Below are 15,034 nucleotides of genomic sequence, written 5' to 3' on the forward strand. Positions count from 1 at the left end.
AACGCCTGTTTTTGCGCCGGGGAAAGCCTGGAGAACAGTTGACCTGCCAAACGGGGATTGTTAAAATCCCCGTTTGTTTTTGATCGGCATGTATCCAATGTCCGCAACGCGCGGGCACTGCCAAAGGATGGACTGTCCATGGAAGCGAAACTCCCCAAAGGTTACGAGCCTCATGACGTCGAGGCCAAATGGTATGAATTCTGGACCGGGCAAGGCTTGTTTCACGCCGATGAACATTCTGCCAAAGCCCCCTTTTCCATCGTGATCCCTCCGCCGAATGTCACCGGCGTTCTGCATATGGGACACGCTCTGAACAATACCCTGCAGGATATTCTGGTACGCTGGAAGCGCATGGAAGGGTACGAGGTTCTGTGGCAGCCCGGTACCGACCACGCTGGCATAGCCACCCAGAACGTGGTGGAAAAACAGCTGGCCGCCGAAGACAGCAGCCGCCACGCGCTGGGCCGGGAGGGGTTTATCGAGCGCGTGTGGCAATGGCGGGAAGAATCCGGCGGACAGATCATCAATCAGCTCAAGCGGCTCGGAGCGTCCTGCGATTGGGATCGCGAGCGTTTCACCATGGACGAAGGGTTGTCCCGTGCGGTGCGGGAAGTGTTCGTCACGCTCTATGAGGAAGGACTGATCTATCGCGACAACCGCCTGATCAACTGGTGCCCCCGTTGCCACACGGCTCTTTCGGATCTGGAAGTGGAGCATCAGGACCAGAAGGGCAACCTCTGGCATCTGCGCTATCCGGTGGTTGGTACGGACCGCTACCTGGTAGTCGCCACCACCCGTCCCGAAACCATGCTCGGCGATACCGCCGTGGCGGTGCATCCCGATGATGAAAGGTATGCTGATCTGATCGGCAAATCGGTCATGCTGCCGCTGATGGAGCGGCCCATTCCCATTATCGCCGACGACTACGTCGACCGGGAGTTCGGCAGCGGCGCGGTCAAGATCACGCCGGCCCATGACTTCAACGACTTTGAAATCGGCAAGCGCCACAATCTTGAATTCATCAACATCTTCGACGCCTCCGGCGTGGTGAATGACAACGGCGGGCGCTACCGGGGCCTGGAACGTTTTGAAGCGCGCAAGGCGGTGCTGGCCGATCTGGAAGCGGCCGGTCTGCTCGAGCGGATCGAGGAGCATCTTAACGCCGTTGGAGAATGTTATCGCTGCAAAACGGTTATCGAGCCCTATATGAGTCTGCAGTGGTACGTGAAAGTGCAGCCGCTGGCCGACAAGGCCATCGAGGCGGTGCAGACCGGCAAGACCCGCATCATCCCGGCGCAGTGGGAAAAAACCTATTTCGAGTGGATGTTCAATATCCGTGACTGGTGCATCAGCCGCCAGATCTGGTGGGGGCACCGTATCCCTGCCTGGTTCTGCGAGGCCTGCAACGAAATAACCGTGTCCCGTCAAGATCCGACCGCCTGCAGCCACTGCGGGGGCAGTGATCTCCGGCAGGAAACGGATGTCCTCGATACCTGGTTCAGTTCGGCCCTGTGGCCCTTTTCGACAATGGGCTGGCCGGAAAAAACCGAAACCTTGCAGAAGTTTTACCCGACATCCTGCCTGATCACCGGTTTCGACATCCTGTTTTTCTGGGTGGCCCGCATGATGATGATGGGGCTCAAGTTCAGGGGTGAGGTGCCCTTCCGCGATGTTTATATTCATGCTCTGGTGCGTGATGCCCAGGGCCAGAAGATGAGCAAGAGCAAGGGCAATGTCATCGATCCGCTGACGGTGATCGATGAGTACGGAACCGACGCCTTCCGGTTCACTCTGGCGGCTTTCGCCGCGCAGGGGCGCGACGTTAAACTGTCTGTTGACCGCATCGCCGGGTACCGCAATTTTGTCAACAAACTGTGGAACGCCAGCCGTTTCGCGCTGATGAACCTTGAAGGGTTCGAGCCTGACGGGGTCGATCTGCAGCAGTGCGAACTTGCCCTGTCGGAACGCTGGATTCTCAGTCGCCTGACCGATGTGGTTGCGGAAGCCCGCCAGGCTCTGACGGAATATAAGTTCAACGAAGCTGCCAGTGCCCTCTATGCTTTTACCTGGCACGAGTTCTGCGATTGGTTTATCGAGTTGAGCAAGGACGATCTTTACGGGGAAAATGCACTGCGCAAAAAAACCGCTCAGGCCGTGCTGTACACCGTCCTTGAACAGCTGTTGCGGCTGTTGCATCCGTTCATGCCCTTCGTCACCGAGGAAATCTGGCAGGCCCTGCCCGGGGTCCGCCCGACGATATCGATCATGGCGGCCCCCTATGCCGACGTGTCTGCGCTGCCTGCCGATCAGGCGGGTGCCGCGCATATGGAATTGATCATGGAGGTCATCAAGGGCATTCGCAACATCCGCGGCGAAATGAATGTGCCGCCCGGAAAACGGATCACGGCGGTTCTGGACTGTAAAAACCCGGAGATTTCCGGAATTCTGGCTGCCGGTGAGGGATATGTCAGAAGCCTCGCAAAAGTCGACCAGCTCTCCTGTGGTGAAGGCGTCGAACGTCCCTCCCAGGCTGCGACCCAGGTCGCCGGAGAGGTAGAGATCCTGTTGCCCCTGGCCGGCCTCATCGACCTGGATGAGGAACTGAAACGGCTGGAAAAGGAGATCGCCAAGGTCGCAAAGGACATTGCCATGTTCAGCAAAAAATTGTCGAATGAATCCTTTTTGTCCAAGGCGCCAGCCGATGTCCTGGAAAAAGACCGTCAAAAGCTCGCGGATGCCGAGGAAAAAGCGGCCATCCTGCGGCAGAGTCTGGCCAGGATTTCCGCCCTGAAGTAAGCCTCGCCGCTCTCCCGGCGGTTTTTTGCATAAAGCCCGTCCAGCCGAAACATGGCTGGCCGGGCTTTTTTCGTTTGCGCGGAAACGCTGATCGCGAAACGCTTGACATGAAATCCGTGATAAGCAATCATTTATGAAATTAACGTAAAAATTACGACTCATTTTCGGTGCAGGGATCTGCAGGACCCCTTCGCTTCAAAGAGGAGAAGCCTGCCATGCGATGTCGGTGGAAATGCCTGCTGGGTCTTGGTCTGGCCATCATTGCCTTGAACGGCATCCTGCTGCTGTTGAGCCGCCAGGTGTTTCTCGACAGTTTTATCCGGTTGGAGCGCCGCCAGGCGCGGGAAACCCTGCAGCGTGGTGTCGGAGTCTATCAGGAACATCTCGTTTTTCTGAAGCGCCTCGCCGGGGACTGGGCCCAGTGGGATGATGCTTATGACTTCATGCAGAGCCGCGATCGCCGTTTTTTGCTGAGCAATGTTGTTGACAGCACCTTTACTTCCTTGAATCTTAACGTGTTGGTGTTTCTTGATGACAAGGGTAAGATCGTGGCCGGCAAGGCTTTTGATCTGAACAATCAATCGGAAGTGCCAATTTATGCGGGGTTGCAGCAGCTTTTCAGGGACGGCTGGAGTCAGCGGGTGCTGCGAATCCATGCGCAGGGGGTGCACGGTCTGGTGTCCTTGCCGGAAGGCAGCCTCCTGATGGCATTGCAGCCCGTACTGACCGGAGAAGGCAAGGGGCCACCGCGGGGCTCTTTGCTCATGGGGCGATTTCTCGACCCAGCGGAACTGGGAAGGCTTCGCGCCAAGGCGAACCTGCCTTTTGAATTTACCCGCCTGGAATCGGGGCCGGAATGGATGTCCTGGACAAAAACCGCGAACCCGGGTCCGCAAATCCTGCTGCGGGCCGTCGATTCACACCGCCTGCGATCACGGATTCTGCTGCGTGACATATGGGGGCAGCCGGCGCAGGCGCTAGGTGTCACCCTGCCGCGTGAAATCTATGCCCGGGGGCGGCAGGCCATGGTCTATTTTCACCTTGGCTTGCTGCTTTTCAGCATTGCGGCAGGCTCCTGCATCTGGCTGATCTGGGTACGCCTGGTCAGTTCCGAGCAAAAACAGCGTGACAGCGAGTCCCTGTTCCGGCACGTTTTCCAAAATTCGGTGGATGCCTTTTTCCTATGCGATGCCAATGGCAGGTTTCTGGATGCCAATCAACAGGCCTGCCGGGTCCTCGGCCGCAGCCGCCCGGACCTGCTGGAACTGGGTTGGGCGGATGTTGCCGATACCTCCCTTGAAGATGCACGGGGTGCTGCGAATGTCCTTTCCGCAGCGCGGTTCCTGCCCTGCGAGGTGACGATGCGGGGGCGCCGCGGTCAGGGGATCCCCGCAGAAATCAGTGTCAGTCGTGTCGCGCTGCTGCCGCAGAGTTATTTTTTTGTGCTGGCACGGGATATCTCCGAGCGCAGGGCATCGGAAAACATGCTCCGGGAGCAAAAACTGAAACTCGATTTTCTTGCCTATCACGACGTCCTGACCGGCCTTCCCAATCGCCTGAAAGCCCTGGAGCTTTTGCAGGGCGCCATCGCCCGGGCCCGAAACCGGAATACAACGGTGGCAGCTCTGCTGTTTGATATCGACCGCTTCAAGAACATCAACGAATCTCTGGGGCATGTAGTTGGCGATCAGATTCTTATGGAGGTGGCCCGGCGGATTCAGGGGGTTTTGCGAGGATCGGATGTGGTGGCTCGTTTTGGGGGTGATGAATTCCTGGTGCTGCTGGAAAATCCCGCTGACGGTGAAGGGGGCAGGGCGGTGGCGCAAAAACTGCTGGAAGCGATGGCTTGTCCCTTGCAGATCGGCCGGCACCGCTTCTATCTGACCGGAAGTGTGGGTATCAGCCTGTTTCCGCAACATGGCGGTGATGCCCAGGCTATATTGAAAGCCGCCGACAATGCCATGTTCCACGCCAAGGCACAGGGTCGCAACACCTGCCGGTTTTTCATGCCGTCGTTACAAGTCGACGTCGAGGCTCGGCTCAATCTCGAAACAGATTTGCACCGTGCCCTGGAACAACAGCAGTTCCACCTGACCTATCAGCCGCAGTTCAATTTACAGACCGGCTCGGTCATCGGGCTTGAGGCGCTGCTGCGCTGGCGGCACCCGACCCGTGGTCTGGTGCCGCCGGACGAATTCATCCCTCTTGCCGAGGATACCGGCCTGATTGTTCCCATCGGGGAATGGGTGCTGCGGGAAGCCTGCAGGCAGATGGTGGCGTGGCATCGCGGGGGTTTTCCGCGGTTGCGCATGGCCGTCAATATTTCCGCCCGCCAGTTCCGTCAGTCGGGTTTTATCGATATGGTGTTCCGGTTGTTGCGCCATTACGGCCTGGAACCGGGGCTGCTTGAACTTGAGATCACCGAACGGGTGGTTATCCAGAGTGCCGAGCATGCGCGCAACATGCTCACGATTCTGAGACAGGCCGGTATTTGTCTGGCGGTGGACGACTTCGGTCTGGGCTATAGCTCCCTGAGCTATTTGCGGACGTTTCCGTTTTCCAAGCTGAAAATGGATCAGGCCTTCAGCAGAAATCTGGCGGACGATGCCTGCGACCGGGCGATAGCCGAGGCCATCGTCAGCATGGGGCGAACCCTGGGGATGGAGGTGGTGGCGGAGGGGATTGAAAATGCCCTGCAACTCGATACCCTGCGCAGCCTGGGGTGCCCTTCGGGGCAGGGCTTCCATCTGGCACAGCCCATGACGGCGGCGGAGACCGCAGCCTTTCTCCGGGGCCATCCGCAGGGTGAGTTCTGTCCGGAAGAGCTTCTTTGACAGCAGCCCCGTGTCAAAAGGTGATTTCCAGATGCCTCAGCATCGCGGCAAGGCAGTCGCGGATACGGCTTCCCTCCGACATGGTCAGGATTTTTCGGGCCGTGCTTTCCGCCTCGCGGCTGGAAATGCGGCTCAACATCATTTTTACCCGCGGGATAAAAGGCGCGGCCATGGAAAATTCGCGGATTCCCATGCCGATCAGAGCCAGCAGGTTGAGGGGATCGTTAGCCATTTCACCGCACAGGCAAAGCCCTTTTTTCTGCTTTTGCGCAATTTTTGCGACGTTGTTCAATACTTGCAGCACGGCAGGATGCAGCGGATCGTAATAGCGGTTGACCAGGGGATTGTTGCGGTCGGCCGCCAGCAGGTACTGGATCAGGTCATTGGTGCCAAGGGCAAAAAAATCGACCTCCCTCGCCAGGCTTTCAGCCAGTTGCACGGCGGCCGGCACCTCGACCATTATCCCTATGGGCACATCGGCCGCGAAGGCCAGGTTTTCCCGTTTTAAATTGTGACGGGCTTCATCGACAACCGCTTTGCAGGCACGAATTTCCTCGATCCCTGAAATCATGGGAAACAGCATTTTGACCGGGCCGTGGCAGGCCGCCATGAGAATCGCCTCGATCTGGGTACGGAAAATGTCCCGATTGTCGAGGGATACCCGGATCGAGCGCCAGCCCATGAAGGGGTTGTCTTCAAGGGGGGGGCGGAAGTAGGGCAGGGCCTTGTCTCCGCCGATATCCAGGGTCCGGATGGTGACGGGCATCCCGTCGAATTCCGTGACAACCCTCGCGTAGAGGCGGTACTGCTCCTCACGGTCGGGAAAGTCGGCGCGGATCATGTAGGGGAATTCGGTGCGGTACAGCCCGACCCCTTCAGCGCCGTTGCGCCGGGCGATATGAATATCGCTGACCAGACCGACATTGGCACGGAGGATGACCTTGACGCCGTCGCGGGTGCAGGCTGGCAGGTCACGGAATCGTTCAATCTGGTGCAGTTGGCGTCCGGCGTCTTCCTCCAGCCTGCGGTATTCTTCACGGATCCGCGGGCCGGGGTTGATATGCAGAAGGCCGGAATTGGCGTCCAGGATGACATGCTCCTCGGGCGCTATATGTTTCAGTGCCCCCCGGACCCCTACCAGCGCCGGGATGCCAAGGGATTTTGCCATGATGACGGCATGGGAATTGCGTTCGCCGGCCTCGGTGACGATGCCGCGTATCTGCTCGTGATCGAGCATTGCCATGTCCGATGGCAGAATCTCGCGGGCGATAAGCACGCCGGGATGTTTCAGCTGCAGCGGATGCGGATCCTGGCCTGCCAGATTGGCAAGAAGGCGACGGCCGATGTCGCGCATGTCCGCGGCCCGTTCCCGAAGATACGGGTCCTCCATTTTTTCGAACGCTTCGACGTAGTTCCCGATGGTTTTTTCAACCGCGTAGCGCGCCCCGTGGCCCTGGTCGATTTCCGCCATCAGGCGCTGGTGCATGGCCCGGTCCTCGAGAATCATCAGGTGGGTATGGAAAATGGAAGCGTCCGACCGGGACAGCCTCTCGGCCATGCGTTTTTCCAGATAGATGGTCTGGATGCGGGTTTTTTCCAGGGCTTCCTCCAGCAGGTTTTTCTCCCGCTGCGGATCGAGTGCTTCCTCCTCGAGAATATCCGTCAGCCCGTGCGGTGCCGACATGACATGAGCCGGCCCGGCAGCCAGGCCGGGATAGGCGATGCTGCCGCGCAGGGTGCTTTGGGACGGTTCCTTTTGCGTCGGCGCCTGTCCGGAGACGGACCGTGTCGTGCCGGCAGCCTGGCGTAACACCTCCGCATAGCGGCTGGCCTCGGCTTCCTTGCGCTGGATGGAGTCGAGCAGGCGGGCGTTGATCACGATGGACGATACCTGAAAAGCAATGGTCGACAGGGCGCTGATGTCTTCGTCGCTGAAGCGCCGGGAGGCCCGGCTCTGGATGACAAGCACGCCTATCGGCTCATTGCGGTCGAACAGCGGGATTCCCAGGAAACTGTGAAATCTCTCCTCGCCGGTTTCCTTGAAGTAGCGGAAACGGGGGTGATTCTGGGGCTCCTGAATCGCGACCACGCGTCGTTTTTCCACCACCAGGCCGGTCAACCCTTCGCTGACCTTCATGGTAACACGGCCAACCGCACGACGGGACAACCCCTTGGTGGCTCCCAGCCGCAAGGTCTCCCGATCCTCGTCCAGCAGATAGATCGAACAGACCTCCGACAGGGTCCGTCGGGCGACGACCGACACGATGTTCTGCAGGGTTTCGTGCAAATCGTGGGATTTGAGAATCAGCGTGCTGATATCCTCAAGGGTGCGCAGTCCGATGTGGTTGGTATGTTTTGGCTCCATCACACAATGGCCTTTCTCGGGTGCCGGTTGCACAAACGGTATCGGGTCCGGCAAATCATATTGAAGAAAACCGCGTCGGCGGGCTTGAACTCAAAAGCGTGGCGACGATCAGTCACCTTTCCTCGCCGCCGGGCGGGTCAGAAACTTGCACCGCTGGATGTCGTAGCGTTCCATCAGCCGATAGAAGGTGCGTCGCGGCAGGTTGGCGCGCCTCGCGGCGGCGGACACGTTGCCGGACGATTCGCGCAGGTAACGTTCCAGCAGGTCGCGCTCGATTAATTCCATCTGCCGGCCTCGCCGGGCCCGGAAATCGCTTGGGGATTTTCCGGGATCCGGCTGCGGAGCCGACGCGCCTGCCGCAAGGGGCAAGGACAGGTGCTCCCGTCGCAGGACAGGATCATCGCCGCCAAGGATGACCGCTCGCTCGATGACTGCCGCCAGTTCCAGTATATTGCCTGGCCATGCATAGCGGCACAGGGCTTCCATGGCTGGCGCGTCGATGGCTGCGGGGTTCCTGTTAAGCCGCCGGCCTGATCGCCGCAGCAGCTGTTCGGCAAGTTCCTGGAGGGCTTGCGGCCGGTTGCGCAGAGGGGGGAGGGTCAGGGTACAAAGGCACAGCCGGTAATACAGGTCGCTGCTGAACCAGCCTTCCTTAACGCCCTGTTCCAGGTCGCGGCGACTGGTGACGATGAGTCGCACATGGACCGGAAGCCGGATTTTCGCGCCCACCGGCATGATGGAGCCATGGTTGAGAAACTCCAGCAGGGCATCCTGTACCTTTTGCCCGGCATCCCCGATTTCTTCCAGCAGCAGGGTTCCGCCGGCCGCCAGCTCCAAAAGCCCCTGCCGGAAATCCGAAGCGTGGCGGCTTCCGAACAATTCGATCAGCAGCTGCTGTTGATCCAGCCCGGAGCAGCTGAGGGTGGCCAGAGGTTGTTCCGCCCGGCGGCTGTAACGATGGATGGTCCGGGCGGCGGTTTTTTTGCCGGTTCCCATCTCGCCACGCAGCAAAATTGTTTTATCACCAGGCGCTACTTCTTGCACGAGATCGAGAAGCTGCCTCGCCAGCAGGTCGTCACCGGGCATGACCTCCTCGGCGGCCTGTTGCGCAAGCTGCGCGGATTTTTGCAGGCGCGCCTGCTCCGCTTTGAGTCGCTTGACGAAATAGGGCAGGCACATGTCTTCCCGAGCCAGACTCCGGCACACGGCGGTAGCGTGTTCACGGCAGGTGCGATAGCCGCAGGCACCGCAATTGAGTTCGTCACGCTGGGAAAATTTGTCGGTGGACTGCAGAACCCTGCGGATGCTTTCGCCGCTGGGGTGTTCCTGTCGGGTTTGGCGATTGCTGAAAGTCCGCTTGAGATTGACCTTTGCGGACGCGGCGTCAGGCTCGGGCCGGGGGCCGTTGTCGTGCTGACGGGCAAACTGTTCCACCAGCCGGCCCCGCGCAAAAGCGGACAGGCGGCTGCCCGGGTCACACGCGCCGAGGCAGCCGCCGCGACACAGGCGCAGGTCTACAATCCCAGGCCGGATGCGGCCCGCCGCCAGGTCGAGCAGGACCTCCCGCGCGTTTTGGTAGCCTTCCGTCGAGAGCATCTCGCCCTGCTCGGCGTAATCACGCGGCAACAGGCTGGTCGGGGCTCCGCCCGACAGGGCGAAGCGTCTTCCGCTTCGCGCATGGGGCTGGTCGAACACGGTTTCCGGCAAGCGCGTCGGTGTGATGCCGGCCGTTTCGAAAAGTTCGCCTATTTCCGCAAAGGTCAATGCCCCGTCGATGACATCCTGGAACTGGTCGTCCGCTGCTTCGATTTTGGCGGCGAAGCAGGAGCTTATGGTGACGATGCGCAGTGGCCCCGCATGGGTTGCGCGCAGGGCCCGTGCCGCAGCCACCAGCGGCGAGACGCAGGGCGACAGGTTGCGCAGCAGTTGCGGGAAATGGCGCTCCACCAAGGCCACGATGGCCGGGCAATGGCTGAGAATCCGAGGCGCGGTTGACACGGTCCGCAACCCGGCGGCGATGGCTCGGGCGGCAAGTTCGACCCCCCAGGCGCCTTCAACCACGAGCTGAAAGCCGAGCCGGTGCAGGCCGGATACCAGTTGGCCGGGGCGCATATCACCTATGTAGGCCGGGAAGGATGGAGCCAGGATGGCTGCCATCGGTTCTTTGTGCCGCAACAGGCGCTGGCACCGGTTCAGGCTGTTCGGTGCCCTGCGTGCCTGCTGGGAGCAGACCTGCAGGCAGCGTCCGCAGCCGATGCAACGACCGGCATCGGTGTCGGTGCCCTGCGGGGTGACGCGGACGGCCTTGACCGGGCAATGACGAAGGCAGGCAAAACAGCTGCGGCAGCGTTGGATGTCGGTTTGAATCATGCCCACGGGTGGCGAATCCCTTCACAAGGAATCATCGGGCCGGGATGTTGGTTGCGGTAAATATGCCGGAAGTGTGCCATCAATGCCACAGGCAAGTCAAACATTTTGCAAATGTCATTGACGATGGATAATAAACAGATGAGAAAAGCGTCCGCCGCATGATGGGCGTCAACGGTGCGGTGCGCATTGCACGGTCAGTTGCAAGGAAGCTGTTGTGCCTGGCCCGGCCGCGCGTCAGCGAGGAATGCGGTAACGCCCGACTTCCTGGCTGAAATGGCATGCGGCCAGATGGCCGCTGCCCTGGTCGCGCAGTTCAGGGGCCTGACAATGACAGATCTCCTGTGCGTAGGGGCATCGCGGGTGAAAGTGACACCCTTCCGGCGGACGGGTGGCTGAGGGTATTTCACCTGTCAGCGGCCGACGCTGGCGGCGGGCACGGGGGTCGGGGATCGGCACGGCGTTGAGCAGTGCTTCGGTATAGGGGTGGCGAGGTGCCCGGTACAACTGTTCGGCGGCGGTCAGTTCAACGATGCGCCCCAGATACATGACGGCCACCCGGTTGCTGATATGTTCGATGACCGACAGGTCGTGGGCGATAAACAGGTAGGTAAGCTCGAACTGCTGCTGGATGTCCTGCATCAGATTGACAACCTGGGCCTGGATGGACAAATCCAGCGCCGAGACAGGCTCGTCCGCCACGATCAGGCGGGGATTCAGCGCCAGTGACCGGGCAATGCCGATGCGCTGGCGCTGTCCTCCGGAAAATTCATGAGGATAGCGGTCCATGTGAGGCGCGTCCAGGCCGACGGTTTGCAGCAACCGCAGCACTTCCTGCCGCAGTTCCCTGCCTTTGGCAAGGCCGTGGATGATGAAGGGTTCGCCGACAATGTCGGCTACTTTCATGCGGGGGTTGAGCGAGGCGTATGGGTCCTGGAAAATCATCTGCAGATCACGACGCCGGTTGCGCATCTGGTTTCGGCTGAGCTTCAACAGGTCTTCTCCGTCGAACAGGACCTCCCCCGAATCCGGCTCCAGAAGCCGCAGAATCGCCTTGCCGGTGGTGGATTTTCCGCAACCCGATTCGCCGACGAGACCAAGGGTTTCTCCGGTCTGCAAGGTGAAACCGACACCGTCGACGGCTTTGAGGGACAGGCGGGGTGCGCCCGCCAGGGCGCCTGTGGAGACCTGAAAGGTTTTGCGCAGATTGCGTACCTCGAGCAGCGTATTCATGCTTCTCTCCAGCAGCGTACAAGGTGTCCGGGCGCCACCTCCAGCAAGGGCGGCAGTTTGCCCTTTTCGGGGGCGAAGGGGGCGGGGCAGCTGTCCAGCAGGGAGAGGCCCTTTGCCGGCGTCAGAGTATGGTGAATGGCGAGACGGTGCCGCTTTTGTCCCATCCTCGGAATACATGCCAGCAGACTGCGCGTATAAGGGTGGCGCGGATTATCGAAAATAGCCGTTACCGGAGCGTATTCCATAATCAGACCGTCGTGCATGATCGCGACCTTGTCGGCGGTTTCCGCCACCACGCCAAGATCGTGGGTTATCAGCAGTGTCGCCATGCGGTGCCGGGTTTTCAGTTCATCGAGCAGTTGCAGGATCTGAGCCTGGATGGTGACGTCCAGGGCGGTGGTCGGTTCATCGGCAATCAGCAGGTGGGGGCGGCAGGCCAGGGCCATGGCGATCACCACCCTCTGGCGCATGCCACCGGAAAGCTGGTGAGGGTATTCACGGCAGCGCTGGAGGGGCGAGGAAATGCCGACCTGGGCCAGCAGTCCGGCGGCCTGTTGCAGGGATTCCTGGCGATCGATGCCTTGATGGATGCGCAATACCTCGGCGATCTGCTCGCCGATGCAGAACACCGGATTGAGGGCCGTCATCGGCTCCTGGAAGATCATGGCGATCTGGTTGCCCCGCACCCGGCGCATCTCCGTCTCCGGCAGCAGGCGTAAATCCTCGCCCCGGAAAAGCACTTCTCCTTCGACCACGCGGCCGGGCGGCGGCACAAGCCGCAGCATGGACAGGGCGGTGATCGACTTGCCGCAGCCCGATTCCCCGACCAGCGCCAGGGTCTCCCCCTCATCAATGGTGAAATCGATGCCGCGCACGGCCTTGGTCAAGCCGGTTTTGGTAAAAAAATAGGTGCGCAGATTGCGAACGTCGAGAAGGGCGGGCATGCATGCTCCTTGTGGCGGGTTGCAGTCAGCCAATGTAGCCGGAAAGCCGTTGCCCGTCAAGTGCCCGGGCTGCGTGCCGAGTGCCGCTGACAAGTTGGCCTTTTCGCGGTAGCCATGCCGTGTTAGAATTCGCCCCCGATATACCCATTTTTGGAGGTTTTCAATGTCTCTTAACGCACAACAGGATAACCGCATTCTTGGTTGCCTGATCGAAGAAACCGGCCTGCGGACTGCCCAGGTCGCCAATACTATCGCCTTGCTGCGCGAGGGCGCGACGGTGCCTTTCATCGCCCGCTACCGCAAGGAGCGCACCGGCGAACTTGATGAAGTGCAGATCCGCAACCTTGAAGAACGCCTCGCTTATTTTACCGAACTCGAAGAGCGCAAGGTCACCGTATTGTCCTCCATCGAAGAGCAGGGCAGGCTGACCCCCGAGCTTGCCGCCCGTATCGAAGGGACCCGCCAGAAAAACGAACTGGAAGATCTGTATCTGCCGTACAAACCCAAGCGTCGTACCCGTGCCATGATCGCCCGCGAACGGGGACTGGAGCCACTGGCCGAGCTGATGGCGGATGGCCGGGTCACGCATGGGTCACCGGAGCAGATCGCCGCCCCGTTTGTCGATGCGGAACGGGAGGTGCCGGACGCCGCCGCGGCTTTGCAGGGAGCTTCCGACATTCTGGCCGAAACCCTCAGCGAAGATGCCGATATGCGCGCTGTGGTCCGGCGTTTGACCTGGGAACAGGGTCTGTTCTGCTCGCGGGTGGCGCCTGACTGGGCCGGGAAGGTCAGCAAGTTCGAAATGTATTACGACTATCAGGAACCGCTGCGCGAGGTGCCTTCCCACCGCATGCTGGCGATGCGGCGTGGCGAAAAGGAAGAGGTGCTGCGCCTGTCCATCGCCGCGCCGGAAGAAGAGCTGCTGGCGCGCCTTAAAAATCGCCTGATCCAGGGCGAAAGCATCTTTAGGCCGGTGCTGGAAAAGGTCGCCGAAGATGCCTATCGGCGGCTGATCGCCCCTTCCATCGAGGTGGAGTTGCGTCTTGAGGCCAAAAAACGGGCCGACGAAGCGGCCATTGCCGTCTTCGCCGACAACCTGCGCAACCTGTTGCTGTTGCCACCGGCCGGAAGCCGCCGGGTGCTGGGGGTCGATCCCGGCCTGCGCACCGGCTCCAAACTGGCGGCGGTCGACCAGACAGGGTGTTTTCTGGAGGCTGCGACCATTTATCCACACACGGGAAAGAGTCAGATCGGACCCGCCCGCGGACATCTGCTGCGGCTGATTCAGTCGCATGGCATCGAGATGATCGCCATCGGCAACGGAACGGCGGGGCGCGAGATGGATCTGTTCGTGCGGGAAACCCTGGCGGAAGCCGGACTCAAGCTGCCGGTGGTGATGGTCAACGAGGCCGGCGCCAGCGTCTATTCGGCTTCGGATATCGCCCGCGAAGAATTCCCCGATCTCGACCTTACGGTGCGCGGCGCCATCTCCATAGCGCGACGCCTGCAGGATCCTCTTGCCGAGCTGGTCAAGATCGATCCCAAAAGCATCGGCGTCGGTCAATACCAGCATGATGTCAATCAGCCGGCCCTTAAAAAGGCTCTGGACGATACGGTGGAGAGCTGCGTCAACTTTGTCGGGGTCGATCTCAATACCGCGTCCTGGGCACTGCTCTCCTATGTGTCGGGAATCGGCGCGGCCCTCGCCAAAAGCATGGTACGTTACCGCGAAAGCCACGGCGCCTTCGCGGCCCGCGCATCGCTCCTCGATATTCCCCGCTTCGGCGCTAAAACTTACGAGCAGGCGGCGGGTTTTCTGCGTATCCGCGGCGCCGCTAATCCTCTCGACAACACCGCCGTGCATCCGGAGAACTACGCCACGGTGAAGGCGATGGCCGATGATCTCGGCTTGTCGGTAGCGGAACTGGCCGCGGTCCCCGGCAAGGTTGCCGGGCTGCGGCTGGAACGCTACATCACCGATACCGTGGGTCTGCCGACCCTGCGGGATATCGTCGAAGAGCTCAAAAAGCCCGGACGGGATCCACGGCGGCAGTTCGAAACCGTATCCTTCCGCGACGACGTGCGCGACATCGGCGACCTGAAAGAGGGGATGATCCTCTCCGGTACCGTTACCAATGTGGCCGCTTTCGGGGCTTTCGTCGATATCGGTGTGCATCAGGACGGTCTGGTGCACGTCAGTCATCTGGCCCACCGGTTCGTCAGGGATCCCGGCGAAGTGGTACGGGTCGGCGATATCGTCAAGGTCAAGGTTCTCTCGGTCGATGAGGCCCGCAAACGCATCGGGCTGTCCATCAAGGAAGCTCAGCCGGATCCCGGGGCGACGAAAAGTTCAGGTGCAGAAAAACGCGCGAAAACCGGGAATGCGCCGCTCAAGGATCCCTCCGCCTGGGAAAAGGCGGGGTTCCGGGTGAAGCGGAAGTAAGACGGTGACTGGTGACTGGTGCAGTCCGTACGCCGGTCGAAAGGGGATACAG

At 60.5% G+C, this 15,034-nt stretch carries 7 protein-coding genes; 3 read left to right on the forward strand and 4 right to left on the reverse strand.

Annotated features, from left to right (window positions below; genetic code table 11):
- The first annotated feature begins 138 nt into the window (after positions 1–138).
- Together AB7E65_RS00385 and AB7E65_RS00390 are read left to right on the forward strand one after the other, a co-directional pair.
- Positions 139–2,796, forward strand: coding sequence for a valine--tRNA ligase (locus AB7E65_RS00385; protein WP_428745057.1), 2,658 nt, complete (start codon positions 139–141; stop codon positions 2,794–2,796).
- 215 nt (positions 2,797–3,011) lie between these two features.
- Positions 3,012–5,630, forward strand: coding sequence for a bifunctional diguanylate cyclase/phosphodiesterase (locus AB7E65_RS00390; RefSeq protein WP_428745058.1), 2,619 nt, complete (start codon positions 3,012–3,014; stop codon positions 5,628–5,630).
- 13 nt (positions 5,631–5,643) lie between these two features.
- On the opposite strand, the gene ptsP is transcribed toward AB7E65_RS00390, so the two are convergent.
- From ptsP to AB7E65_RS00410, 4 genes are all read right to left on the reverse strand, one after another.
- Entirely contained in the window at positions 5,644–7,995 is a 2,352-nt protein-coding gene (gene ptsP, locus AB7E65_RS00395; protein ID WP_428745074.1) for a phosphoenolpyruvate--protein phosphotransferase, read from the reverse strand.
- A gap of 108 nt (positions 7,996–8,103) precedes the next feature.
- Positions 8,104–10,365, reverse strand: coding sequence for a [Fe-Fe] hydrogenase large subunit C-terminal domain-containing protein (locus AB7E65_RS00400; protein WP_428745059.1), 2,262 nt, complete (start codon positions 10,363–10,365; stop codon positions 8,104–8,106).
- 234 nt (positions 10,366–10,599) lie between these two features.
- On the reverse strand, positions 10,600–11,595 hold the full coding sequence (locus tag AB7E65_RS00405) for an ABC transporter ATP-binding protein (RefSeq protein WP_072287130.1): 996 nt from the start codon (positions 11,593–11,595) through the stop codon (positions 10,600–10,602).
- On the reverse strand, positions 11,592–12,539 hold the full coding sequence (locus AB7E65_RS00410; protein WP_072287131.1) for an ABC transporter ATP-binding protein: 948 nt from the start codon (positions 12,537–12,539) through the stop codon (positions 11,592–11,594). The genes AB7E65_RS00405 and AB7E65_RS00410 overlap by 4 nt, the downstream gene beginning before the upstream one ends.
- A gap of 163 nt (positions 12,540–12,702) precedes the next feature.
- On the opposite strand from AB7E65_RS00410, the gene AB7E65_RS00415 reads away from it, so the two are divergent.
- Complete coding sequence (locus tag AB7E65_RS00415; protein WP_428745060.1) at positions 12,703–14,982, forward strand: Tex family protein; 2,280 nt, start codon at positions 12,703–12,705, stop codon at positions 14,980–14,982.
- The last annotated feature ends 52 nt before the right edge of the window (positions 14,983–15,034 follow it).

It is taken from the genome of Syntrophotalea sp., from assembly GCF_050253115.1.
Classification (GTDB): domain Bacteria; phylum Desulfobacterota; class Desulfuromonadia; order Desulfuromonadales; family Syntrophotaleaceae; genus Syntrophotalea; species Syntrophotalea acetylenica.

What these genes read in the sequence shown, in the direction of transcription:
- ptsP (WP_428745074.1), bottom strand. Translation starts at nt 7,995, where the DNA reads ATGGAGCCAAAACATACCAACCACATCGGACTGCGCACCCTTGAGGAT.
- AB7E65_RS00410 (WP_072287131.1), bottom strand. Translation starts at nt 12,539, where the DNA reads ATGCCCGCCCTTCTCGACGTTCGCAATCTGCGCACCTATTTTTTTACC.
- AB7E65_RS00385 (WP_428745057.1), top strand. Translation starts at nt 139, where the DNA reads ATGGAAGCGAAACTCCCCAAAGGTTACGAGCCTCATGACGTCGAGGCC.
- AB7E65_RS00390 (WP_428745058.1), top strand. Translation starts at nt 3,012, where the DNA reads ATGCGATGTCGGTGGAAATGCCTGCTGGGTCTTGGTCTGGCCATCATT.
- AB7E65_RS00415 (WP_428745060.1), top strand. Translation starts at nt 12,703, where the DNA reads ATGTCTCTTAACGCACAACAGGATAACCGCATTCTTGGTTGCCTGATC.
- AB7E65_RS00405 (WP_072287130.1), bottom strand. Translation starts at nt 11,595, where the DNA reads ATGAATACGCTGCTCGAGGTACGCAATCTGCGCAAAACCTTTCAGGTC.
- AB7E65_RS00400 (WP_428745059.1), bottom strand. Translation starts at nt 10,365, where the DNA reads ATGATTCAAACCGACATCCAACGCTGCCGCAGCTGTTTTGCCTGCCTT.